Annotated in this window: 19 protein-coding genes; 15 read left to right on the top strand and 4 right to left on the bottom strand. The window is 71.9% G+C overall.

What is annotated here, in order from left to right:
* Window positions 1-248: 248 nt before the first annotated feature.
* The 5 genes from OG446_RS11250 (at window position 249) to OG446_RS11230 (ending at window position 7,267) form a co-directional block, all read left to right on the top strand.
* Window positions 249-1,094, top strand: a complete 846-nt coding sequence (locus OG446_RS11250; RefSeq protein ID WP_328893899.1) for a DegV family protein — start codon at window positions 249-251, stop codon at window positions 1,092-1,094.
* A 485-nt stretch (window positions 1,095-1,579) separates the two neighbouring features.
* Window positions 1,580-2,653: a helix-hairpin-helix domain-containing protein gene (locus OG446_RS11245; RefSeq protein WP_443050268.1), complete on the top strand. Its 1,074-nt coding sequence runs from the start codon at window positions 1,580-1,582 to the stop codon at window positions 2,651-2,653.
* The gene (locus OG446_RS11240; protein ID WP_328893897.1) at window positions 2,650-5,202 is read left to right on the top strand and encodes a ComEC/Rec2 family competence protein; all 2,553 of its coding nucleotides are present in this window, start codon (window positions 2,650-2,652) and stop codon (window positions 5,200-5,202) included. The genes OG446_RS11245 and OG446_RS11240 overlap by 4 nt, the downstream gene beginning before the upstream one ends.
* Before the next feature lie 133 nt (window positions 5,203-5,335).
* A complete protein-coding gene (locus OG446_RS11235) occupies window positions 5,336-6,196 on the top strand; it encodes an arylamine N-acetyltransferase family protein (RefSeq protein WP_328893896.1) in 861 nt (286 codons plus the stop codon).
* Window positions 6,197-6,382: 186 nt separating this feature from the next.
* Window positions 6,383-7,267 (top strand): YceI family protein, encoded by an 885-nt coding sequence (locus OG446_RS11230; protein ID WP_328893895.1) that lies wholly within the window; start codon window positions 6,383-6,385, stop codon window positions 7,265-7,267.
* A gap of 21 nt (window positions 7,268-7,288) precedes the next feature.
* Here OG446_RS11230 and OG446_RS11225 read toward each other — a convergent pair whose 3' ends face one another.
* Window positions 7,289-7,534 carry a hypothetical protein gene (locus OG446_RS11225; protein ID WP_328893894.1) on the bottom strand — a complete coding sequence of 82 codons (246 nt, stop codon included), beginning with the start codon at window positions 7,532-7,534 and terminating at the stop codon, window positions 7,289-7,291.
* Window positions 7,535-7,611: 77 nt separating this feature from the next.
* Between OG446_RS11225 and holA the strand changes: the two genes are divergently transcribed.
* The gene (gene holA, locus OG446_RS11220; RefSeq protein WP_328893893.1) at window positions 7,612-8,598 is read left to right on the top strand and encodes a DNA polymerase III subunit delta; all 987 of its coding nucleotides are present in this window, start codon (window positions 7,612-7,614) and stop codon (window positions 8,596-8,598) included.
* A gap of 289 nt (window positions 8,599-8,887) precedes the next feature.
* Here holA and rpsT read toward each other — a convergent pair whose 3' ends face one another.
* Complete coding sequence (gene rpsT / locus OG446_RS11215; protein WP_136325190.1) at window positions 8,888-9,154, bottom strand: 30S ribosomal protein S20; 267 nt, start codon at window positions 9,152-9,154, stop codon at window positions 8,888-8,890.
* 214 nt (window positions 9,155-9,368) lie between these two features.
* Between rpsT and lepA the strand changes: the two genes are divergently transcribed.
* The 4 genes from lepA (at window position 9,369) to hemW (ending at window position 16,877) form a co-directional block, all read left to right on the top strand.
* Entirely contained in the window at window positions 9,369-11,243 is a 1,875-nt protein-coding gene (lepA, locus tag OG446_RS11210) for a translation elongation factor 4 (protein WP_328893892.1), read from the top strand.
* A gap of 288 nt (window positions 11,244-11,531) precedes the next feature.
* Complete coding sequence (locus tag OG446_RS11205) at window positions 11,532-13,421, top strand: AMP-dependent synthetase/ligase (protein ID WP_328893891.1); 1,890 nt, start codon at window positions 11,532-11,534, stop codon at window positions 13,419-13,421.
* 216 nt (window positions 13,422-13,637) lie between these two features.
* On the top strand, window positions 13,638-15,542 hold the full coding sequence (locus OG446_RS11200) for an ATP-binding SpoIIE family protein phosphatase (protein ID WP_328898269.1): 1,905 nt from the start codon (window positions 13,638-13,640) through the stop codon (window positions 15,540-15,542).
* 93 nt (window positions 15,543-15,635) lie between these two features.
* Window positions 15,636-16,877: a radical SAM family heme chaperone HemW gene (hemW, locus tag OG446_RS11195; protein ID WP_328893890.1), complete on the top strand. Its 1,242-nt coding sequence runs from the start codon at window positions 15,636-15,638 to the stop codon at window positions 16,875-16,877.
* Between the two features lie 265 nt (window positions 16,878-17,142).
* Here hemW and OG446_RS11190 read toward each other — a convergent pair whose 3' ends face one another.
* Together OG446_RS11190 and OG446_RS11185 are read right to left on the bottom strand one after the other, a co-directional pair.
* Complete coding sequence (locus OG446_RS11190) at window positions 17,143-17,967, bottom strand: DUF3097 domain-containing protein (RefSeq protein WP_328893889.1); 825 nt, start codon at window positions 17,965-17,967, stop codon at window positions 17,143-17,145.
* Between the two features lie 25 nt (window positions 17,968-17,992).
* Window positions 17,993-18,724: an MBL fold metallo-hydrolase gene (locus OG446_RS11185; protein ID WP_328893888.1), complete on the bottom strand. Its 732-nt coding sequence runs from the start codon at window positions 18,722-18,724 to the stop codon at window positions 17,993-17,995.
* 185 nt (window positions 18,725-18,909) lie between these two features.
* Between OG446_RS11185 and hrcA the strand changes: the two genes are divergently transcribed.
* From hrcA to OG446_RS11160, 5 genes are all read left to right on the top strand, one after another.
* On the top strand, window positions 18,910-19,926 hold the full coding sequence (gene hrcA / locus OG446_RS11180; protein WP_219573125.1) for a heat-inducible transcriptional repressor HrcA: 1,017 nt from the start codon (window positions 18,910-18,912) through the stop codon (window positions 19,924-19,926).
* Complete coding sequence (gene dnaJ / locus OG446_RS11175) at window positions 19,927-21,063, top strand: molecular chaperone DnaJ (RefSeq protein WP_328893887.1); 1,137 nt, start codon at window positions 19,927-19,929, stop codon at window positions 21,061-21,063.
* A 113-nt stretch (window positions 21,064-21,176) separates the two neighbouring features.
* The gene (locus OG446_RS11170; RefSeq protein WP_328893886.1) at window positions 21,177-22,250 is read left to right on the top strand and encodes a nitronate monooxygenase; all 1,074 of its coding nucleotides are present in this window, start codon (window positions 21,177-21,179) and stop codon (window positions 22,248-22,250) included.
* Window positions 22,247-22,993: a 16S rRNA (uracil(1498)-N(3))-methyltransferase gene (locus OG446_RS11165; protein WP_328893885.1), complete on the top strand. Its 747-nt coding sequence runs from the start codon at window positions 22,247-22,249 to the stop codon at window positions 22,991-22,993. The genes OG446_RS11170 and OG446_RS11165 overlap by 4 nt, the downstream gene beginning before the upstream one ends.
* A 72-nt stretch (window positions 22,994-23,065) precedes the next feature.
* On the top strand, window positions 23,066-23,608 hold the full coding sequence (locus OG446_RS11160) for a hypothetical protein (RefSeq protein WP_328893884.1): 543 nt from the start codon (window positions 23,066-23,068) through the stop codon (window positions 23,606-23,608).
* Window positions 23,609-23,694 lie beyond the last annotated feature (86 nt).

Genomic DNA, 23,694 nt, shown 5'->3' with positions numbered 1-23,694 from the left:
CCGGCGTCGGCGTCGGCGGTCGTGGCCGGGGGCGGCGGTTGCGGTCAAGCGCCTGTCGTCGTGGCCAGGGGCGGCGGTTGCGGTCAAGCGCCTGCCGCCGTGGGTCGTGGCCACGGTTGGCAGGAGGGCTGTGGCGGCCGGGCAGCAGGTGAACGGGGATGGCGGGATGCGGCCCGAAGCGACCGGAACTGATCATTCGGTCGGGGTCGGACTGCCGAGCCCCCTCCCCGGCAGGTAACCTCCCGCTCATGTCCCGCCATGTCGCGATCGTCACCGATTCCACGGCCTACCTGCCGCCCCAGGCGATGGAACGGCATGGCATCACCGCAGTGCCGCTGACCGTCGTTCTCGGCGACCAGGCGCTGGAGGAGGGTACCGAGATCTCGGCCCGCTCCCTCGCCCTGGCCCTGCAGAAGCGCCGTTCCGTGACGACGTCACGGCCCAGCCCCGAGGTCTTCGCCGCCGCCTACCGCGCGGCTGCCGACGCGGGGGCGAGCGCCATCGTCTCGCTGCACCTGTCGGCGGAGTTCTCCGGCACGTACGACGCCGCCCTGCTCGCGGCGAAGGACGCCCCGGTGCCGGTGCGCGTGGTGGACACCGGCATGGTCGCCATGGCCCTCGGATTCTGCGCCCTGGCCGCGGCGGAGACGGCCGAGGCCGGCGGCAGCCAGGACGATGCGGTGGCCGCCGCCGAGAAGAGGGCGGCGGGCACGTCGGCCTACTTCTACGTCGACACCCTGGACTATCTGCGCCGCGGCGGCCGGATCGGCGCCGCGCAGGCCCTGTTCGGTTCGGCCCTTGCCGTGAAGCCGCTCCTTCAGCTGGACGGCGGCCGGATCGAACTGCTGGAGAAGGTACGGACAGCCTCGAAGGCCATCGCCCGGCTGGAGGAGATCGTCGCGGAGCGGGCGGGAAGCGGACCGGTGGACATCGCGGTGCACCACCTCGCGGCCCCGGAGCGGGCTGAGCGCCTGGCCGAGCGGCTGCGTGAGCGGATTCCCGGCCTGGCCGATCTGCATGTCAGTGAGGTGGGTGCGGTGATCGGCGCACACACCGGTCCGGGGCTGCTGGGAGCAGTGATTTCGCCTCGCTGACGTCACTTTCCGGGGTGGCGCGGTTATCCACAAAGGGCCGGTTTTCCACCGGAATTGGGTGTGCTCAGCGAGATCCTGCGGATGTGCCTAGCGTCTGCGGCATGGCTTCCCGATCACACAGTGCAACCAGTCGTGCAACCAGTTCTGCAAGCAGTCGTGCCAGTAGCCGTGCGAGCAGGCGTGCAACCAGTCGAGCAAGCAATCGTGCTGACCGTGGTGTAGGTGTAGCCGTCGGCGTTGGACGCGTGGGACGTGTCGGGCGGGTCAGCGTCCTCAGTCGATTCGCCGGGTCGGGGTCCGGGTCCGGGCCCGGAGTCTCCGGGGCGGGCAGCGGGCCGGGCCGTGTCCGGGGAGGGGCGGGGACCGGGCCGGGCCGGATGCGGGTGCCGGGGCGGGTGCGGGGGCGTACCGCCGCGGCTGCCGCCTCGCGCAGCCGTGCGGACGCGCTGATGGCGGGCGGTTACGGGGGGCGGGTCGCGCGGCCGGTGGTGGGGGTGGGTACGGATGCCGCGTCGGCTGGGCGTACGTCGTTGTCTGCGTGTCCGTCCCCGGACCTGCCTACCGCTGTGACAGCTCCTCGTCCGCCGGCGTCGAACGGTCGTGCGGGGATGGCCTCCTTCTCTGAAGTGGCGACCGTCTCCCGCCCTGTGACGACTGCTCCGCCCCCGTCCGGGGCGTCCCCGCAAGGGACTTCACCCCCAGGCCCTTCCCCAGGCCCGTCCCCAGGCCCTTCGGCAGGCACTTTGCCGGGCCCTTTGCCGGGTCCGCCGGTGCGGTCTTCGCCGGGTCGGGTATCTGCGGACGGCCGGGGGCGGGCTGTTCCCGCATTGCGGGAGCGGATTCCGGTGTGGCTCCAGCTCAGGTGCGGACTGGAACCGAGGACCCTGGCCGCGCTCAGTGTCGTTCTGGTCGCGGCAGCCGTGTTCGCCGCGACGCACTTCTGGTCCGCGCGTCCCGGTTCCGTACCCGCTCCGGAGCGGGTCGGCGAGGCCGTGCACATGCCCGTGGCGGAGACGGACGCGAACGGTGACGCGCAGGCGGCCACGGGCGGCGGGGCCGGGACGCCTGAGCCCTCGCCCGGCACGCCACCCGCCGCCGGGCCGGGCGGGCAGGTCGTGGTGGACGTGAGCGGGAAGGTGAGGCGGCCCGGGATCCATCGACTGCCGTACGGAGCCAGGGTCGCCGACGCGCTGCGCGTGGCGGGAGGGGCAAGGCCGGGCGTGAGCCTCGACAGCCTCAACCGGGCCCGCGTCCTCATCGACGGAGAGCAGATCATCGTGGGCGCCCCACCGGGCCCGACTGCCGCAGGTGGTGCGGGAGGAGCCGTCGGCGGCCCCACGGCGGCGGCCGGGCAGGGCGGTGCGGCCGGCCCGGTGGGCCTCAACACCGCGACGGTGGAACAGCTCGACACCCTGCCCGGCGTCGGCCCCGTCCTCGCCCAGCACATCGTCGACTACCGCACGCGGCACGGCGGATTCCGGTCCGTCAACGAGCTCCGCGAGGTCAACGGAATCGGTGACCGCCGGTTCGCCGAACTCCGCCCACTGGTACGTCCATGAACGTCCAGGACGTCCACACGGCATCGGGCAGGCGACTGGGGGCCTCCGACCCCCGGCAGGAGGGCCCCGTCGATCTGCGGCTGGTTCCGCCGGCCCTGGCGGCCTGGGCCGGTGCCGCGGCAGCCCTGGACGTTCCCGGCCACTGGGCGACCGCAGGGGTGGGGCTCTGCCTCGGCGCAGCCATGCTCCTCCTCGCCCTGCCCGGCTCACGGCCCTTCCGCACGGCACACCCGTCAGGAACGGGTCGTGAGGGGAGCGGCGCGGGGAGGCGAGGCCGGTCGCCCTCCAGGCTGCACACCACGGCTGCCGCGGCGGCGCTGCTGTGCGCGGCGGCCGGGGCGGCCTCAGCAGGGCTGCACAGGGCCGATGCGCGGCAGGGTCCCGTGCCCGGGCTGGCCGTGCAGTTCGCCGGCATCGACGCGGAGATCATCCTGACCTCCGACGCCCGCCGCACGGCTCCCCGGGTGCGTGGCGACCACAGCACCCCCGCTTCCCTGCTCCTGGACGCCGAGATCGTCCGGCTGGCGAGGCCCGGCGGAGCGGCCGTCGGACTGCGCACGCCTGTCCTGGTCATCGTCACACCCGGGACCGCGGCGGCGCAGTGGCAGCGACTGCTTCCGTCCACCCGGCTGCGCGTCAGCGGCAGGCTGGCACCGCCGCTGCACGGCGGGGAGCGCGCCACCGCCGTGCTGCGCGCCGAGGGAAAGGGCCTGCCCCGCGTCATCGGCCGGCCCACCCGGCTCCAGCGCACCGCGGGCGGGCTGCGCGCAGGCCTGCGCACGGCGACGGACGGCCTCGGCCCCGATGCGCGGGCGCTTCTGCCCGGACTGGTGGTCGGCGACACCACGCGGGTCACGCCGGAACTGCACGAGGCCTTCCGGGCGACCGACCTCACTCACCTCATGGCGGTGTCGGGTGCCAATCTGGCGATCCTGCTCGTGCTGCTCATCGGGCCGCCCGGACGTGCCCTGCGTGTCGAGCGCCGCGGTCTGGCACCCGTGTTGGGGATCTCGCTGCGCGGCACCGCTCTGCTCGGCGGCGGGCTCACCCTCGCCTTCGTGCTCGTCTGCCGGCCGGAACCGAGCGTGCTGCGGGCCGCGGCCTGCGGTCTGATCACGCTGCTGGCCATCGGCACCGGGCGGCGCAGAACACTGATCCCGGCGCTGGCCGCCGCCGTTCTGCTGCTGGTGCTCTACGACCCGTGGCTGGCACGCAGTTACGGCTTCGTCCTGTCGGTGCTGGCCACCGGAGCCCTCCTCACTCTGGCCCCTCGGTGGAGCGAAGCGCTGCAACGGCGGCGCGTACCACCGCGGTTGGCGGAGGCGCTGGCTGCCGCCGCAGCGGCGCAAGCGGTGTGCTCGCCCGTCGTGGTGCTGCTCGCCTCGCGCGTGAGTCTGGTGGGCATCCCGTGCAATCTGCTGGCCGAGTTCGCGGTGGCGCCCGCCACGGTGCTGGGATTCGCCGTGCTGGCCATGGCCCCGGTGACCATGCCGGTGGCCGAGCTGCTCGCCCGGGTGGCGGGTTGGCCGGCGGGGTGGATCGCGGCCGTGGCCCGAACCGGGGCAGCGCTCCCCGGGGCGGAGATCGACTGGCCCGACGGCCGCCCGGGGGCGCTGCTGCTGGCCGCGCTGACGGTGCTGCTGGTGCTGTTCGCCCGGCGCGTCGGACCCCGCCCGTGGATCTGTTCGGCCGCCGCGCTCCTGCTGGTGCTCGCGGTGCTCCGGCCGGTGCCGCTGACCCGGGTGCTGACGGGATGGCCGCCGCCGGGCTGGGCGTTCGCGATGTGCGATGTCGGTCAGGGGGACGCCCTGGTGCTCGCGGCCGGACCCGGGACAGGTGTGGTCGTCGATGCCGGACCCGATCCCCGGCTGGTCGACCGGTGCCTGCGCGACCTGGCCGTCACCCGCGTCCCGCTGCTCCTGCTCACCCACTTCCACGCGGACCACGTGCGTGGCCTGACCGGGGTGCTGCGGGGCAGAGCGGTGGGAGCGATTCAGACGACGAGCCTGGACGAGCCCCCGGAACAGGCCGCGTTCGTCAGGAGAACCGCCGCCGCGGCCGGCATCCCCCTGGTGCGCACCGCCCCCGGGGAGCGGCGCAGGACCGGCGCGCTCGCATGGCAGGTCCTGTGGCCGCCCGACGGCGCGACGGCGGCGGCGGGTTCGGCCGCCGGTCCCGTGCCCCAGGAGCCGAACGACGCGAGCGTCACCCTGCTCGTACGGACCGGCGGGCTCACGCTGCTGCTCCTCGGCGACCTCGAACCCCCGGCTCAGCAGGGTCTGTTGCGCAGCCACCCGACGCTGCCGCGGGTGGATGTCCTCAAGGTCGCCCACCACGGTTCCGCGCATCAGGACGCTGCTCTGGTGCGCAGCACGCGTCCGAGGTTCGCGCTGGTGAGCGTGGGGCGGGACAACCCGTACGGGCACCCTGCCGCGCGGACGGTCGAGGCGCTCAGGTCCGGGGGAGCGGTGGTGCTCAGAACGGACCGGGACGGCGCGATCGCGGTGACGGGCGCCGGGGCGGGACTGCGGGCGGTGGGCCGGTCATGAACCCACCCCTCCGCCCTCGGCCCCGGTGTCCGCAGGGCCGGGGCGTGTTCGCGAAGTCTCGTCCGGACCACGACCCCGGTGTATTGATCACGGGTGCGCGACGTGGTGCCGTCCGTCGGGACAGACTGCCCTCATGGACCCACGACTGCCGCAGACCACCGACGCCTACCTGGAGCGCATCGGCGCCGACCGGCCCGCCCGGCCCGACGCGGCGGCGCTGCGCGAGTTGCAAGGGCGCCACCTCACCACCGTGCCCTTCGAGAACCTGTCGATCCACCTCGGCGAGGACATCGTGCTGGAGGAGGAGTTGCTCCTCGACAAGATCGTGGCGGACCGCCGCGGCGGCTTCTGCTACGAACTCAACGGCGCCTTCGCGGTGTTGCTGCGGGCCCTCGGCTTCCGCGTCACGCTGCTCCAGGCACGGGTCTACGGTGAGGCGGGGCGGCTCGGTATCCCGTACGACCACATGGCGCTGCGGGTGGAGACGGACGACGGCACGGGGCCGTGGCTCGCCGATGTCGGTTTCGGTGACCATGCCGAGGGTCCGCTCGCGCTCGGTGACCGCGCGGACCAGCGGGACCCGCGCGGCACCTTCCGGATCGCGCAGGCCTCCGCCGAGGGCATCGACGGGGCTTCCCCTGGCGCCGGGGTTCCCTGCGGCTACGGGGACCTCGATCTGCTGCGGGACGGCGCGCCCGAGTTCCGTCTGGACCTGCGGCCCCGGGAGCTTGACGACTTCAGGGGCGGATCCTGGTACCACCGGACCTCGCCCGAATCCGGCTTCACCCGGTCACCGGTCTGCTCGCGCTTCACCGCCACCGGGCGGATCACGCTCAAGGGCCACAAGCTCCTCACGACGGTGGGGACGGAGCGCCACGAGACGGAACTGGGGAGCGACGAGGAAGTTCTCGCCGCCTACCGCGAACACTTCGGAGTGCGCCTCGACCGGCTTCCTCCCGAGGGAGGGGTGGGCGTTTCTGCGTCGAATGGGTGACACACACAACCGGAACGATCAATTCGGACCTTCGGTAACACCTCCCCCCAAGCCCTCGCGAGCGCCTCTGTTTGCCTCGAACGCCGCATTGGTGATCGAATGCATGCTCGTCGGCGGGCCGCTGTTCCGACAATGACGTCCAGTCCTTCGGCCCGAGGTGAAACCGCCCCCGGGAGTGCGCGAAAGATGTTCGGCCGTTGGCTCGGAAACAAAGGAGCGACGGGTGCCGTACGCGGTAACGCCCTCGCCGGACTCGCCATACCGGACTCCGCGGGTGTCCTCAGCTGCCGGGTGCTCGACCCGGTCAACGAGGTGGTGCGGCAGGCCGCGTTCGTCGTCACGGACGCCGCGGGACGCAAGGTCGTCAGCGGGGAGACGGACCCGTTCGGCAGTGTGCTCGCCACGGTGCCGGCGGGGGAGTACCGACTCGCTCTCACGGCGGAGGGGTTCACCCCGTTCCACGGCGCGGCCGTGGTCACCGAGGGTGCTCACACGGGCCTGGGCGATGTCACCCTGCAGGTTTCCGTGCCTCCGCAGCTTCCCGAGCCGGGCGAGTGGGAGATCGAGCCGATGCACTCCCAGATCGGATTCACGGCCCGGCACATCGGGATGGCTCGTATCCGCGGCCGGTTCAACACCTTCGCCGGTGCGGTCCGGATCGCCGACCGCATGGAGGACTCGGCCATGCACGTGATCATCGATGCCGCGTCGATCGACACGAACGTCCAGATGCGCGACGACCACCTGCGCTCGGGCGACTTCCTCGACGTCGGCCGCTTTCCGACGCTGGAGTTCTACAGCGAGCGCTTCGTCCACCGGGGCGGCAGCCGCTGGGGTGTGAGCGGCGCGCTCACCCTGCACGGGGTGAGCCGTACGGTGACGCTGGACACCCAGTACCTCGGCCTCGGCAACGGGCTGGAGGGCGAGACGCGCGCCGCCTGCCGCGCCACCACCGAACTGCACCGTGAGGACTTCACCCTCACCTGGCAGACGATGCTGGCCCGTGGCATTGCCGTGGTCGGCCCCAGCATCGAGATCGACATGGACATCCAGATCGTCCCGAAGGGCTGACGGGCCCGCGCAGGGCGGCCGCTACGGCGCCTCCAGCCAGCCGTCGTACTCCGCGGCGAAGGCGTCGAGCGCCTCGGAGTCCAGGCGCCGGTCGGGGTCCTCGACGACCAGGAGCCACTGGGCGTCCTCGGCGTCGTCCTCGCCGGCCAGCGCGTCGCGTACGAGCTGCGGCTCCTCCGCGACCCCGAACCGGTCGGCCAGCTCTCCTGCCGCCTCCTCCGCGGCATCGCGGTCGGGCAGCACCAGTACATGTCTCACATCGCTCACCCGCCCATTCTCGGGTACGTGCCGAAGTGCCCCGGTCGCAGCCGGGCTGTCAGTGGCCCGTGGGATGCTGGACGGCGATGGCCACCAGAAGGAATTCCACCGACGACCCGCTCGCCCCCCTCACGCTCGCCGTGGGGCAGGAGGACCTGCTCCTTGACCGTGCCGTGCAGCAGGTGGTGGCGGCGGCCCGCGCCTCCGACGCCGACACGGACGTCCGGGACCTCGCCTCCGACCAGCTCCAGCCGGGCACACTCGCCGAGCTGACGAGCCCCTCGCTCTTCGCCGAGCGCAAGGTGGTGATCGTGCGCAACGCGCAGGATCTCTCCGCCGACACGATCAAGGACGTCAAGAAGTATCTGGACGATCCGGTCGAGGAGATCACCCTCATGCTGCTCCACGCGGGCGGCGCCAAGGGCAAGGGGCTGCTCGACGCGGCGCGCAAGGCCGGGGCGCGGGAGGTCGCGTGTCCGAAGACCACCAAGCCCGCCGAGCGCCTCTCCTTCGTACGGGGCGAGTTCCGGACGCTGGGCCGCTCGGCCACCCCCGAGGCGTGCCAGGCGCTGGTCGACTCCATCGGCAGCGATCTGCGTGAGCTGGCCAGCGCGGTCTCGCAGCTCGTCGCGGACGTCGAGGGCACGATCGACGAGTCCGTCGTCGGGCGCTATTACACGGGCCGTGCGGAGGCGTCGAGCTTCACCGTCGCCGACCGGGCGGTCGAGGGACGGGCTGCGGAGGCCCTGGAGGCGCTGCGCTGGTCCCTGTCGACGGGGGTCGCCCCCGTCCTGATCACCAGCGCGCTCGCGCAGGGCGTACGGGCGATCGGCAAGCTCTCGTCGGCGCGGGGCGGCCGGCCGGCCGATCTCGCCCGGGAACTGGGCATGCCGCCCTGGAAGATCGACCGGGTGCGTCAGCAGATGCGGGGCTGGACGCCGGACGGGGTGGCGGTGGCGCTCCGGGCGGTCGCGGACGCGGACGCGGGGGTCAAGGGCGGCGGGGACGACCCGGAGTACGCGCTGGAGAAGGCCGTGGTCGCGGTGGCGCGGGCGGCGCGGACGGGGCGGTAGCGGGGCCCGTGCGGGGCGGTGGCCTCGGGTTCCGGTCCGTCCGCCTGACCGCCCTGCCTCATCGTTGGACAGGCTTGCACTGACTGCCCTGTCCTCGATCGCCGGACGGGCTCGGGCATGACGAAGGCCCCCGCTGCTTCCCTGGGGAGGGGAGCAGCGGGGGCCTTCGACATGCGCTTGGTGCGCCGCACCCGCGTGGCGAACGCAGGTTCGGTGTGCGGCGCGGGGTGCCGGTCAGGAGCGGGAGAGAGGGCCCGCTGGATCCGTACCGGCGATCACATCAGAATGCTCAGCCCTGGAGGGTGGCAACCTTGGTGGCCAGCGCCGACTTCTTGTTGGCGGCGGCGTTCTTGTGGATGACACCCTTCGAGACAGCCTTGTCGAGGGCACGCGAAGCGTCGCGAACGGCCACGGTGGCCTTCTCGACGTCGCCCGCCACGACGGCCTCGCGGGCCTTGCGGATCGAGGTCTTGAGCGACGACTTGACGGCCTTGTTGCGCAGGCGCGCCTTCTCGTTCGTCTTGTTCCGCTTGATCTGGGACTTGATGTTCGCCACGAAAGAGCCTTTTCAGGTTCGTTGGATCTTCGATGTGTGTCCTTGCGGCCCGAGAGCCACGAGGCACAGCTGTCCACGGTACCAGTCGCACTCCGACCGGCCCAAACCGGTCTTCGCCCCGCAGGCGTGGGACGATGGAGGCTACGTACAGATCCGACCGACCCGACATCGACCCGAGACACGGCGTTCGGCGTCTCAAGAATCAGGACCCTGCGTGCCCGCGACTCCTCTCCACGTGCCCGAGCCGAGCCGTACCGACCCGGCGCTGATCCGCAACTTCTGCATCATCGCGCACATCGACCACGGCAAGTCGACCCTTGCCGACCGGATGCTCCAGCTGACCGGTGTGGTCGATGTGCGGCAGATGCGCGCTCAGTACCTCGACCGGATGGACATCGAGCGCGAGCGTGGCATCACCATCAAGTCCCAGGCGGTGCGACTGCCCTGGGCGCCCACGACCGGTGAGGGCCAGGGCAGCACCCACGTCCTCAACATGATCGACACCCCGGGACACGTCGACTTCACCTACGAGGTCTCCCGGTCGCTGGCCGCCTGTGAGGGGACGGTCCTGCTGGTCGACGCCGCGCAGGGCATCGAGGCCCAGACGCTGGCCAACCTCTATCTGGCGATGGAGAACGACCTCACCATCGTCCCGGTGCTCAACAAGATCGACCTGCCGGCCGCCCAGCCCGAGAAGTTCTCCGAGGAGCTGGCCAACCTCATCGGCTGCCAGCCCGAGGACGTCCTCAAGGTCTCCGCGAAGACCGGTGTGGGCGTGGACGCGCTGCTCGACCGGGTGGTCCGGGACGTCCCGGCGCCCGTCGGCAAGGCGGACGCACCCGCCCGCGCGATGATCTTCGACTCGGTCTACGACGCGTACCGCGGTGTCGTCACGTACGTCCGAGTCGTCGACGGCCAGCTGAACAAGCGCGAGCGCATCCGGATGATGTCGACCGGAGCCACCCACGAGCTCCTGGAGATCGGTGTCTCCTCCCCGGAGATGACCCCGTCCGACGGCATCGGCGTCGGTGAGGTCGGCTACATCATCACCGGCGTGAAGGACGTCCGGCAGTCCAAGGTCGGTGACACGATCACCTCCCTGAGCAACGGGGCGACCGAGGCGCTGGGCGGCTACAAGGACCCCAAGCCGATGGTCTTCTCGGGTCTGTACCCGCTGGACGGGTCGGACTACCCGGACCTGCGCGAGGCCCTGGACAAGCTCCAGCTCAACGATGCCGCCCTGGTGTACGAGCCGGAGACGTCCGCCGCGCTCGGCTTCGGCTTCCGCGTCGGCTTCCTCGGTCTGCTCCACCTCGACGTGGTCCGCGAGCGGCTGGAGCGCGAGTTCGGTCTCGACCTCATCGCCACCGCCCCCAACGTGGTCTACCGCGTCGAGATGGAGGACGGCAGCGAGCACGTCGTCACCAACCCGAGTGAATTCCCCGAGGGCAAGATCGACAAGGTGCACGAGCCGGTCGTCCGGGCCACGGTCCTGGCGCCCAGTGAGTTCATCGGCGCGATCATGGAGCTCTGCCAGCAGCGCCGCGGCACGCTCCTCGGCATGGACTACCTCTCCGAGGACCGGGTCGAGATCCGCTACACCCTGCCGCTCGCCGAGATCGTCTTCGACTTCTTCGACCAGCTGAAGTCCAAGACGCGGGGCTACGCCTCCCTCGACTACGAGCCCACCGGCGAGCAGTCCGCCCAGCTCGTCAAGGTCGACATCCTGCTGCACGGCGACAAGGTCGACGCGTTCTCCGCGGTCACGCACAAGGACAAGGCCTACGCGTACGGCGTACGGCTCGTCGCCAAGCTGCAGAAGCTCATCCCGCGGCAGAACTTCGAGGTGCCGATCCAGGCGGCCATCGGCTCCCGGGTCATCGCCCGTGAGACCGTCCGCGCCATCCGCAAGGACGTCCTCGCCAAGTGCTACGGCGGTGACATCTCCCGTAAGCGGAAGCTGCTGGAGAAGCAGAAGGAAGGCAAGAAGCGGATGAAGATGGTCGGCAACGTGGAGGTGCCGCAGGACGCGTTCATCTCCGTGCTGTCGACCGACGAGTCCGCCGGGGAGACCAAGGCCAAGAAGTAGCACGCAGATGTGGAGCGAGCAGCGGCGGCACGCAGCCCCGCCCCTCGCTTCTACTGGCCGGTAGACGAACGGGTCCCCGCATCGCAGAACGCTGCGCCGCGGGGGCCCGTTCGTTATGAAGCGGGGTCCCGTTGCCTCTTACGCGGGGCGCGCGGGCGCTTTACTCTGATCACGGCTTCGTAGTTACTCGCCAGTTAAACAAGCATCATCAAGCACGTAGAAGCAAGCGGAGAGCACACCCCAACCAGCAGCCCGTCGTGAAGCACTGCCGCAGGCCCGGAGGATGTCGTGAGCGACACACAGACCATGATCGAGAACCGTCCGCCCTCCGTGGCGACCCTCTTCATCGACAGGGTGGCGGCCACCCCGGACGGGGAGGCCTACCGCTACCCCGTCCCCGCGGCCACCGGCCAGGGTCCCGATGAGTGGAAGTCCCTCAGCTGGGCGCAGGCAGCCGAGCGGGTCTACGCCATGGCGGCCGGGCTGATCGCCCTGGGCGTGCAGCCGGAGGAGCGCGTCGCGCTCGCCGCGAGCACCCGGGTCGAATGGATCCTGGCCGACCTCGGGGTGATGTGCGCGGGCGCCGCGACCACCACGATCTACCCCTCCACGAACACCGAGGAGTCGGCGTTCATCCTCTCCGACTCCGACAGCCGGGTCCTGATCGCCGAGGACGCCGCGCAGCTGGCCAAGGCCCGTGAGTCCCGGGCCGACCTGCCGCACCTCGCGCACGTCGTCGTCATCGACGCCGAGGGCCTCGTACCGGACGAGGGCGACCCCGAGGGCTGGGTGCTCTCGCTGGCCGACCTGGAGGCCCTGGGCGCCGAGCACCTGGCCAAGAACCCGGCCGCGATCACCGAGCGGGTCGACGCGATCACCCCCGGGCAGCTCGCGACCCTCATCTACACCTCGGGCACCACCGGCCGCCCCAAGGGCGTGAGGCTGCCGCACGACAACTGGTCGTACATGGCCAAGGCCACCGTCTCCACCGGCCTGATCACCAAGGACGACGTCCAGTACCTGTGGCTGCCGCTCGCTCACGTCTTCGGCAAGGTGCTCACGTCCGGACAGATCGAGGTCGGGCACGTCACCGCGGTCGACGGCCGGGTCGACAAGATCATCGAGAACCTGCCGATCGTCCAGCCGACGTACATGGCCGCCGTCCCCCGGATCTTCGAGAAGGTCTACAACGGCGTCGCGGCCAAGGCCCGCGCCGGTGGCGGGGCCAAGTACAAGATCTTCCTCTGGGCGGCCGGGGTCGCCCGCGAGTACGCGAAGGTCTCCCAGGACAACTTCCGGCGCACCGGCACCGCCTCCGTGCCCTTCGCGCTCGGCGCCAAGCACAAGGTCGCCGACACCCTCGTCTTCGCCAAGATCCGTGAGGCGTTCGGCGGCCGGCTCCGCGCCTGCGTCTCCGGCTCCGCCGCGCTCGCCCCCGAGATCGGCTTCTTCTTCGCCGGCGCCGGCATCCACATCCTGGAGGGCTACGGCCTCACCGAGTCGAGCGCCGCCTCGTTCGTCAACCCGGGCGAGGCCTACCGCACCGGCACCGTCGGCAAGCCGCTCCCCGGCACCGAGGTCCGCATCGCCGACGACGGCGAGATCCTCCTGCGCGGCCCCGGCCTGATGGAGGGCTACCAGGGACTCCCGGACAAGACGGCCGAGGTGCTGGAGGCCGACGGCTGGTTCCACACCGGCGACATCGGTGAACTGTCCGTGGACGGCTATCTGCGGATCACCGACCGCAAGAAGGACCTGATCAAGACGTCCGGCGGCAAGTACATCGCACCGGCCGAGGTCGAGGGCCAGTTCAAGGCGGTCTGCCCGTTCGTCTCCAACATCCTGGTGCACGGCGCGGACCGTAACTTCTGCACCGCGCTCATCGCCCTCGACGAGCCGACCATCCTCGGCTGGGCCGCCGACAACGGCATGGCGGGCAAGTCCTACGCGGACGTCGTGGCGTCGCCGCAGACCGTCGAGCTCATCGACGGCTACGTCAAGCGCCTCAACGAGGGACTTCAGCGCTGGCAGACCATCAAGAAGTTCCGGCTGCTCCCGCGTGACCTCGACATCGAGCACGGCGAGGTCACGCCCAGCCTCAAACTGAAGCGGCCGGTCGTCGAGCGCACCTACAAGGACCTGATCGACGACATGTACGCGGGCTCCCGCGAGGCGTGACAGCCGCCTGAGGCCCCGGCCCCCCGCGCACCGCGCAGGGGGCCGGGGCTCTGTTTCTCCAGGCACTTCGGTAACTCGACGCGTATGCGGGGGGCCGATCTGTCACTCTGTCCGTGTCGTCAGCGGCGCTGGGCCGGTCGGTCCAAGAGGGTTCGTCCCAACGGAGAACAGGCAGAGCGAGAACAGGTCAGGAGCCGCCCTGTGGGGTCCATTCCCTTGCAGCGGGACATCGTGCAACGTCCCGGAACCAATGGCGCGTCCACGGGCGCACAGCCCGTCGCCCGGACGAGCCTGCCCGGCAACCTGCTGGCGCCCGCCGCGGGCCGGCGGTTCGTCGCGGCGGCGCTCGCCGAGTGGAGCGGGCTCGGGCTTCCCGCGGCAGTCGGCTTCAGCGAGCGGCTGGCCGACGACGCGGCGGTCGTCGTCAGCGAACTCGTCACCAACGCCGTCGTGCACGCCGGGACCAACGTCGAACTTCTCTTCCGGCTGGAGGAGGCCACCGAGGACGAGGCCGCCGCGCTCGTCCTGGAGATCTCCGACCACCACCCGGCCCGTGCCGTACGCAGCGACGGCTCCGAGGGCGGCTTCGCGGGCGCGGCCGGCCCCGGGGAGCCCGCCGAGTACGGGCGCGGCCTGGAACTCGTCGCCACCCTCTCCGAACGCTGGGGCATCACCTACCGCACCGGCCTCAAGACCGTCTGGGCCCGGCTCCCCGTCGATGACTGGAACCCCTTCCCCGACGCCCGCCCCGAGCCCGGATTCCAGCAGGGGCTGCGCGCCGCCGAACTGCTCGCCCCCACCGCACGCCGCGCCCTGCGCGACGACGCCGACTGGGCGGGCCGCGGCGCACTGTCGTTCCTCGCCGAGGCCTCGGACCTGCTGGCCGGTCAGCTCGACGAGGACATCGTGGCCGCGCTCGCCGGACAGTTACTCGTGCCCCGGCTCGCCGACTGGTGCGCGATCTGGCTGGAGCCCGAAACCCCGGGCCGCGCGGCCGTCCCCCGCCTCGCCAAGGTCTGGCACGTCGACGAGACCCGCATCCAGCCGCTGCGCACCCTGCTGGAGGGCGACCCGCTCCGCCTCCCCGAACGGGTCGGCACCGGACCCGTGTCGATGCCGTGGCCCGGCAACGCGGAGGACGGCGGGCAGCCGGACGGGCTCGAAGGCGTCGTGCTCGCCTACCGGATCACCTCGGGCGGCCGCACCCTCGGAGCCGTACTCCTGGGCCGCGAAGGCATCGCCCGCGTCCCCGACGAGGTCACCGCGCTCATCGAGGACTTCGTACGCAGGGTCGGCCTCGCCGTCGGCGCGGCCCGCGCCTACACCCGGCAGGCCACCATCAGCCGCATCCTGCAGCGCGGACTGCTGCCCAGCAAGGTCGCCGACATACCGGGCGTCGCCAGCTCCCTCGTCTACGAGCCCAGCGACGACGGGGTGGTCGGAGGTGACTTCTACGACATCTTCCCGTGCCCCGGCGACCGCTGGTGCTTCGTCCTCGGCGACGTCCAGGGCAGCGGCCCCGAGGCCGCCGTCGTCACCGGGCTCGCCCGCCCCTGGCTGCGGCTGCTGGCCCGCGAGGGCTTCCAGGCGGACGAGGTCCTGGTCCGCCTCAACCGGCTGCTCCTCGACGACGCGATGGAGGCCGCCGAGGCGGCCGCGCTCATGGTCGCCGCCGCCGGCGGCCAGCACTCGGCGGACAGCGGACAGTCCCGGTTCCTCTCCCTGCTGTACGGGGAGCTCGTACCGCTGCCCGGCGGCGGAGCCCGTTGCACCCTGGTCAGCGCCGGACACCCGCTGCCGCTGCTGCTGCGCCCCGACGGAACCGTGCGGCCCGCCGCCGAACCGCAGCTGCTCCTCGGGGTCATGGACGACGCCGTCTACGAGACCCAGAGCTTCGACCTGGCCCCCGGCGACAGCCTGCTCTGCGTCACCGACGGGGTGACGGAGCGGCGTTCCGGGCCGCTGATGTTCGACGACGAGGACGGGCTGGCACAGGCGCTCTCCGGGTGCGCCGGGCTGAGCGCGGAAGGGATCGCGGACCGCATCAAGCACGCCGTGCACGCCTTCGCGGAGCGCCCGCCGGACGACGACCTGGCGCTGCTGGTCCTCCAGGCCGAGTAACGACCTGGTGCACGATAGCGAGCGGGCTCCCGACGCGCACCAGGTCGTAAGCACGCACGGGTGTGGCGTCCGGCTGCCGGGCGGCGCGCGACAATGGACGGTATGCCTTCCGTACTGCCCGATGGTGAGCCCGTGCCCGACGACGGGGCGCTGCCCCGCCATGCCCTGGAAGGCGCCGCAGAACGCCCGCTCGGCTTCTACCTCCACGTGCCGTACTGCGCGACGCGCTGCGGCTACTGCGACTTCAACACCTACACCGCGACCGAGCTGCGCGGCTCCGGCGGTGCGCTGGCCTCCCGCGACAACTACGCCTCGCACCTCATCGGCGAGGTCCGCCAGGCCCGCAAGGTCCTCGGCGACGACCCCCGCCAGGTCCGTACGGTCTTCGTCGGAGGCGGCACGCCGACGCTGCTGGCCGCCGCCGACCTCGTCCGGATGCTGGGCGCGATCCGGGAGGAGTTCGGCCTCGCGGACGACGCCGAGATCACCACCGAGGCCAACCCCGAGTCGGTCGGCCCGGAGTACCTGGCCGAGCTGCGCGAGGGCGGCTTCAACCGGATCTCCTTCGGGATGCAGAGCGCCCGGCAACACGTCCTGAAGATCCTCGACCGCACCCACACCCCCGGCCGGCCCGAGGCCTGTGTCGCCGAGGCGAGGGCGGCCGGCTTCGACCACGTCAACCTCGACCTGATCTACGGCACGCCCGGCGAGTCCGACGACGACTGGCGCGCCTCCCTCGACGCGGCGATCGGCGCCGGGCCCGACCATGTGTCTGCGTACGCCCTGATCGTCGAGGAGGGTACCCAGCTGGCCCGCCGGATCAAGCGCGGCGAGATCCCGATGACGGACGACGACGCACACGCCGACCGGTATCTCATCGCGGACGAGGCGATGGCCGCGGCCGGCTTCTCCTGGTACGAGGTGTCGAACTGGGCCCGGACACCGGAGGGCCGCTGCCTGCACAACGAGCTGTACTGGCGCGGGGCCGACTGGTGGGGCGCCGGACCCGGCGCGCACAGCCACGTCGGCGGCGTGCGCTGGTGGAACGTGAAGCACCCGGGGGCGTACGCGCAGGCGCTGGCCGAGGGGCGCTCGCCCGGGGCGGGCCGCGAGATCCTCTCCGCGGAGGACCGGCGCGTCGAGCGGATCCTGCTGGAGCTGCGGCTGGTCGACGGCTGCCCGCTGTCGCTGCTCGCCCCGGCGGGGCTTGCGGCGGCGGGGCGAGCGGTGGACGACGGACTGCTGGAGCCGGGCCCCTACGGGGAGGGCCGGGCGGTGCTGACCCTGCGGGGGCGGTTGCTGGCGGATGCGGTGGTGCGGGACCTGGTGGACTGAGGGGGTGCGGGGCGCGAGGCGCGGGGCGCGGGCTGCGGGGTGTGGGGTGTGGGCCGCGTGGAGGGCGTCGGGGCGCCTGCGGCGGGCTGTTCCCCTCCCCGCCCCTTCCCTGAACCGGGGCTCTGCCCCGGACCCCGCTCCTCAATCGCCGGAGGGGCTGGGAGTGGGGGGCTCTGCCCCGGGCCCCGCTCCCCTCAATCGCGGGGAGGGGCTGGAGGTCGCCGGGAAGGGCTGGGAGTTGGGGCTCCGGCCCGGGGCCCGTTGCTCAGGGTGCGGGGGGTGCCGTCACGAAGTCGATCAGTTCCTCCACCCGGCCCAGCAGCTCCGGCTCCAGGTCCCGGTAGGAGCGGACCGTGGACAGGATCCGCTGCCACGCCGCACCCGTGTTCTCCGGCCATCCCAGCGACCGGCACACACCCGTCTTCCAGTCCTGGCCGCGCGGCACCACCGGCCAGCCGGGGATCCCGACGGACGACGGTTTCACGGCCTCCCACACGTCGATGTACGGGTGGCCGACCACCAGGACGTTCCCGTCCGAGATCTGTGCCGCGATCCGGGACTCCTTGGAACCCGGTACGAGATGGTCGACCAGCACCCCGAGCCGTGCGTCCGGACCCGGTGAGAACTCGCGCACGATCGCGGGCAGGTCGTCGATGCCCTCCAGGTACTCCACGACCACGCCCTCGATGCGCAGGTCGTCGCCCCAGACCCGCTCCACCAGTTCGGCGTCGTGGCGGCCCTCCACGTAGATGCGTCCGGCCCGCGCCACCCTGGCCCGCGCGCCGGGGACGGCCACCGAGCCGGAGGCCGTCCGTGCGGGCCGGGCCGGGCCGCCCGCCGAAGGGCGCACCAGCGTGACGACCCGGCCCTCCAGCAGGAAGCCGCGCGGCGTCATCGGGAACACCCGGTGCTTGCCGAAGCGGTCCTCCAGCGTCACCGTCGGGCCCTCGGCCGTCTTCTCGCACCGGATCACCGCACCGCAGAAGCCCGTGACGGCCTCCTCGACGACCAGATCGGGATCGGCGGGCACCTCGGGAGCGGGGGCGGACTTCTTCCACGGCGGGGTCAGGTCCGGCTGGTAGCTGCGCATCGGATGACGATAAGGCGGGAGCGGCTCACGACACGCCGAACCGGGCAGCCAGCTGATCGCGCTGGGCCCGTACGAACGCGGCGTCCACCACGGCCCCGTGCCCCGGCACGTACAGCGCGTCCTCACCGCCCAGCTCCAGCAGCCGGTCCAGCGCCGCCGGCCAGCGTGCCGGGAACGCGTCCGGGCCCGCCTGCGGTTCACCGGACTCCTCGACCAGGTCGCCGCAGAGCACGACCGCGGGCGAGCCGGAGAGGCCGGGTACCAGCACCGCGAGATCGTGGCCGCTGTGCCCCGGACCCGCGTTCACGAGCAGCACCTCACGCCCGCCGCCCAGGTCGAGCGTCCATTCGGCGCGCACCTCGTGGTGCGGCGCCACCAGCACGTCGGCGGACTCGGCCGCGTCGTGCTCGGGCAGACCGTGCCGCACCGCGTCGGCGTGCAGTTCGTCCGCCCCGTGGCGCAGCAGTTCCGTCATTCCCCCCGCGCCGAAGACCTGCGTCCCGGCGAAGGCCGCCGTGCCCAGCACATGATCGAAATGGGGGTGGCTGAGTGCGATATGCGTCACCCTCCGGCCCAGCAGGGCCTGCGCCTGACCACGCAGTTCGGCGGCTTCGCGGAGTGACGGCCCGGTGTCGCAGAGCAGCACGCCGTCGGTCCCCGCCACCAGGGCGACCGTTGCATCCCACACCGGAAGGCGTCGCCGGCCCACTCCGTGTCCGAGTCGCTCCCAGCCGAACTCTTCCCAAGAGGCGTCCATGCAGCGACGCTATCGGCAACGACCTGCGCAGTCTCGCGGTAGCGTGGCCGGTCGCCCTTGCTAGGGGGCTACCCCGGCGCCGTACACTGGCCGGGGGATTGCTGGCACTCGTACGCCCAGAGTGCCAGGGACAGACCCGGGAACGGCCCGAGAACCACCGAGGTACACAGCTGGAGGTGTGCGCGATGCTCAGCGAACGCAGACTCGAAGTGCTGCGCGCCATCGTCCAGGACTATGTCGGCACCGAGGAGCCCGTCGGCTCCAAGGCGCTCACGGAGCGGCACAAGCTGGGGGTCTCCCCGGCCACCGTCCGCAACGACATGGCGGTGCTGGAGGACGAGGGCTTCATCGCCCAGCCGCACACCAGCGCGGGACGTATCCCGACGGACAAGGGGTACCGGCTCTTCGTCGACAAGCTCGCGGGCGTCAAGCCCCTGTCGTCGCCGGAGCGCCGTGCCATTCAGAATTTCCTCGACGGCGCGGTCGACCTCGACGATGTCGTGGGACGTACCGTACGGCTGCTCGCGCAGCTGACCCGGCAGGTCGCCGTCGTGCAGTACCCCTCGCTGACCCGCTCGACGGTGCGGCACGTGGAACTGCTGTCCCTGGCCCCCGCCCGGCTGATGCTCGTGCTGATCACGGACACCGGCCGGGTCGAACAGCGGCTGGTCGACTGCCCCGCGCCGTTCGGTGAGACCTCTCTCGCCGATCTGCGGGCGCGGCTCAACAGCCGGGTCGTGGGACGCCGTTTCGCGGACGTTCCGCAGCTGGTGCAGGACCTGCCGGAATCCTTCGAGAGCGAGGACCGGGGAACCGTGTCCACCGTGCTCTCGATCCTCCTCGAATGCCTCGTCGAGGAGACGGAGGAGCGGCTGATGATCGGCGGCACCTCCAACCTCACCCGTTTCGGGCACGACTTCCCTGTGATGATCCGGCCGGTGCTGGAGGCATTGGAGGAGCAGGTCGTGCTGCTGAAGCTGCTCGGTGAGGCCAAGGACTCGGGCATGACCGTACGTATCGGGCACGAGAACGCCCACGAGGGGCTCAACTCCACGTCCGTCGTCGCGGTCGGCTACGGTTCGGGCGACGAGGCAGTCGCCAAACTCGGCGTGGTCGGACCGACCCGCATGGACTACCCCGGAACGATGGGAGCGGTACGCGCAGTGGCACGTTACGTCGGACAGATCCTGGCGGAGTCGTAAGTGGCCACGGACTACTACGCCGTACTCGGCGTGCGCCGCGACGCTTCGCAGGACGAGATCAAGAAGGCCTTCCGGAGGCTCGCCCGCGAGCTGCACCCGGACGTGAACCCCGATCCGAAGACCCAGGAGCGGTTCAAGGAGATCAACGCCGCGTACGAGGTGTTGTCGGACGCTCAGAAGAAGCAGGTCTACGACCTCGGCGGCGACCCGCTGTCCGCCTCCGGAGGCGGTGGCGCGGGCGGATTCGGACAGGGCGGCTTCGGCAACTTCTCCGACATCATGGACGCGTTCTTCGGCACGCAGTCGCAGCGCGGACCCCGTTCGCGCACCCGTCGCGGCCAGGACGCCATGATCCGGCTGGAGATCGACCTCTCCGAGTCGGCCTTCGGCACGACCAAGGACATCCAGGTCGACACGGCCGTCGTCTGTACGACCTGTAGTGGCGAGGGTGCCGCGCCCGGCACCTCCGCCCAGACCTGTGACATGTGCCGTGGCCGTGGCGAGGTCTCCCAGGTCACCCGGTCGTTCCTCGGCCAGGTCATGACCTCGCGGCCCTGCCCCCAGTGCCAGGGCTTCGGTACGGTCGTGCCGACGCCGTGCCCGGAGTGCGCCGGTGACGGCCGCATCCGCTCACGGCGCACGCTCACCGTGAAGATCCCCGCCGGTGTCGACAACGGCACCCGCATCCAGCTCGCGGGCGAGGGAGAGGTCGGCCCCGGCGGCGGCCCGGCCGGCGATCTCTACGTCGAGATCCACGAGCTGCCGCACGCCGTGTTCCAGCGGCGCGGCGACGATCTGCACTGCACGGTCACCATCCCCATGACGGCGGCGGCCCTCGGCACCAAGGTGCCGCTGGAGACGCTCGACGGCCTGGAGGAGGTCGACATCCGGCCGGGCACCCAGTCCGGCCAGTCCGTCCCGCTGCACGGGCGCGGCATCACGCACCTGCGCGGCGGCGGTCGCGGCGACCTCATCGTGCACGTCGAGGTGATGACGCCGACCAAGATGGACCCGGAGCAGGAGCGCCTGCTGCGCGAACTGTCGAAGCTGCGCGGCGAGGAGCGGCCCACCGGGCAGTTCCAGCCCGGACAGCAGGGCCTGTTCTCCCGGCTGAAGGACGCGTTCAACGGCCGCTAGATCCACGCAACGATGTCGTACGGGCCCGGTTTCCGGGCCCGTACCGCATTGCGGACAAAACGTTGCAGCGGGGTGCGCATCGCGGGGCAGGGGCGACATGACACGATGCGGTCATGTCATCCGCGTTGACCGATCTCTGCCGGTTTCCGATCGTGCAGGCCCCGATGGCGGGCGGAGCCTCCTGTCCGCAGCTCGTCGCGGCCGTCGCCGAGGCCGGCGGGCTCGGCTTCCTGGCCGCCGGGTACAAGACCGCGGACGGCATGTACAACGAGATCAAGCAGGTGCGCGGGCTCACCGGCCAGCCGTTCGGCGTCAACCTCTTCATGCCGCAGCCGAACCTCGCCGACCCGGCGGCCGTCGAGGTGTACCGGCACCAGCTCGCGGGCGAGACCTCCTGGTACGAGACCCCGCTCGGTGACACGGACGCCTGCGGCGACGACGGCTACGAGGCCAAGCTCGCCATCCTGCTGGAGGACCCGGTCCCGGTCGTCTCCTTCACCTTCGGCTGCCCCTCCCGCGACACCCTCGACGCGTTCGCCGCGGCGGGTACGTACACCGTCGTCACGGTCACCTCGCCCGAGGAGGCCCAGGCCGCCCAGTGGGCGGGCGCCGACGCCGTCTGCGCCCAGGGCGTCGAGGCGGGCGGCCACCAGTCCACGTTCCGCGACGACCCGCAGGCCGACGGCACCGGCACCGGGCTGCTCTGCCTGGTGGCCCAGGTCCGCGAGACCGTGCAGATACCGGTCATCGCCGCGGGCGGCCTGATGCGCGGCTCCCAGATCGCCGCGGTGCTGGCGGCGGGCGCCGATGCCGCGCAGCTCGGCACCGCCTTCCTGGTCTCCCCCGAATCGGGCGCCCATCTGCTGCACAAGCAGGCCCTGACCAACCCGCTGTTCGTCCGCACCACCCTGACCCGGGCCTTCTCGGGCCGCCCGGCCCGCGGCCTGGTCAACCGCTTCGTGCGCGAGCACGGACCGTACGCCCCCGCCGCCTATCCGCAGGTGCACCATCTGACGTCCGCGCTGCGCAAGGCGGCGGCCAAGGCCGGGGACGCGCAGGGCATGGCACTGTGGGCGGGGCAGGGGCACCGGATGGCACGCGAACTGCCCGCGGGCCGGCTGGTCAGGCTGCTCGCCGAGGAACTGGACGCCGCACGGACGGCACTGAGCACGAGGAGTACACAGTGACGGCACCCGTCTTCGTCGTCGACCGGATGCCACAGGGGCCCGGGTTCGTCCTGGAGGGCCCCGAGGGCCGGCACGCCGTCTCGGTGAAACGCCTGCGCGCCGGTGAGGACGTCGTCCTGACGGACGGTCAGGGGTACTGGGCGGAGGGCGTCGTGATGGCCGCCGAGGGCAAGGACCGGTTGGTGATCACCGATCTGGAGTCCGTCCACGAGGAGCCCCGCCCGGACGTCCGCATCACCGTCGTGCAGGCGCTGCCCAAGGGAGACCGTGGCGAGCTCGCCGTCGAGACGATGACGGAGACGGGCGTCGACGCGATCGTGCCGTGGCAGGCCGCGCGCTGCATCACGCAGTGGAAGGGCGACCGCGGCCTCAAGTCCCTGGCGAAGTGGCGCAGTACGGTCCGCGAGGCCGGCAAGCAGTCGCGCCGGGTCCGCTTCCCGGACGTGGCGGGTGCGATGACGACCAAACAGGTTTCCGCACTTCTGGCCACCGCCGACTTCGCGGCCGTGCTGCACGAGGACCAGGACTACGACAGCGAGCCGCTGGCCACCGTCGAACTGCCCGAGGAGGGCGAGATCGTGCTGGTCGTGGGCCCCGAAGGGGGCGTGTCGCCCGACGAGTTGGCCGTCTTCGCCGCCGCCGGTGCCCGCACCTGCCGGCTCGGTCCGACCGTACTGCGCACCTCGACGGCCGGCACCGCTGCGACAGCGCTGCTGCTGGGGCGCACGGGCCGCTGGTCGTAGGGCCGTCACTCCGGGGCAGTTGTGGCCACAAGCGGTCTACCGCTGCGAGAGCAGCGGTGGGAAGCTGCCCTTATGGGGACATCAAGGGCATGGGGTCGCCGGGCGACCCGTCGCTTTCCGGCCGCGGTCTGCCTCGCGGTGACCGCCGTCGCGGGCCTGACCGCCTGCGAACCCGCGGACGGGCTGAACACCGCGTCCATCGCCGTGACCACGGACCTCACCGCCACCCGTGCCCTGGAACACGAAGGCGTCCACGTGCAGTGGCTGACCTGCACGGCGAACGTCGGCGGAGACGGCGCGAAGTCGTCGTCCGCACGGGCCGGTTCGGCCACCGCCTCCACGCGCCGTGTCGCCGACGTCGACTGCAGCGGCCGGACGAAGGACGGCCGGGACATCACGGTCGCCGGCGAGGTCCGGCAGGCGGTCGACGGCCGGTGCGTGCGGGGCGACCTGACCGCGAAGGCCGACGGCCGCACGGTCTTCCGGGCCAGCCTGCTCGGCAACTGCGACGCGCCGCCCTCCACGCCCGCCCCGGACAGCGGCAAGAACGGGGGAGGGGTCCGGCCGACGGTCACGGTGACCGTCACCGTCACCGAACAGCCCCGCGGCAAGTGAGCGAACGGCCCGGCGATCCGGCGGACCCGTCACGCACTTGACGGACCCTTTGCATGTGCCGGTCACGTACCGTACGGCGGACTCCG

Source organism: Streptomyces sp. NBC_00236, from assembly GCF_036195045.1.
Classification (GTDB): domain Bacteria; phylum Actinomycetota; class Actinomycetes; order Streptomycetales; family Streptomycetaceae; genus Streptomyces.
The sequence above is the reverse complement of the archived record's forward strand: the minus strand, read 5'-3'. Positions and strand labels throughout refer to the sequence as shown.

Coding starts and splice junctions, on each gene's coding strand:
- OG446_RS11250 (WP_328893899.1), top strand. CDS start 249: ATGTCCCGCCATGTCGCGATCGTCACCGATTCCACGGCCTACCTGCCG.
- OG446_RS11240 (WP_328893897.1), top strand. CDS start 2,650: ATGAACGTCCAGGACGTCCACACGGCATCGGGCAGGCGACTGGGGGCC.
- OG446_RS11235 (WP_328893896.1), top strand. CDS start 5,336: ATGGACCCACGACTGCCGCAGACCACCGACGCCTACCTGGAGCGCATC.
- OG446_RS11230 (WP_328893895.1), top strand. CDS start 6,383: ATGTTCGGCCGTTGGCTCGGAAACAAAGGAGCGACGGGTGCCGTACGC.
- holA (WP_328893893.1), top strand. CDS start 7,612: ATGGCCACCAGAAGGAATTCCACCGACGACCCGCTCGCCCCCCTCACG.
- hemW (WP_328893890.1), top strand. CDS start 15,636: ATGGACGGTATGCCTTCCGTACTGCCCGATGGTGAGCCCGTGCCCGAC.
- OG446_RS11190 (WP_328893889.1), bottom strand. CDS start 17,967: ATGCGCAGCTACCAGCCGGACCTGACCCCGCCGTGGAAGAAGTCCGCC.
- OG446_RS11185 (WP_328893888.1), bottom strand. CDS start 18,724: ATGGACGCCTCTTGGGAAGAGTTCGGCTGGGAGCGACTCGGACACGGA.
- hrcA (WP_219573125.1), top strand. CDS start 18,910: ATGCTCAGCGAACGCAGACTCGAAGTGCTGCGCGCCATCGTCCAGGAC.
- OG446_RS11170 (WP_328893886.1), top strand. CDS start 21,177: ATGTCATCCGCGTTGACCGATCTCTGCCGGTTTCCGATCGTGCAGGCC.
- OG446_RS11160 (WP_328893884.1), top strand. CDS start 23,066: ATGGGGACATCAAGGGCATGGGGTCGCCGGGCGACCCGTCGCTTTCCG.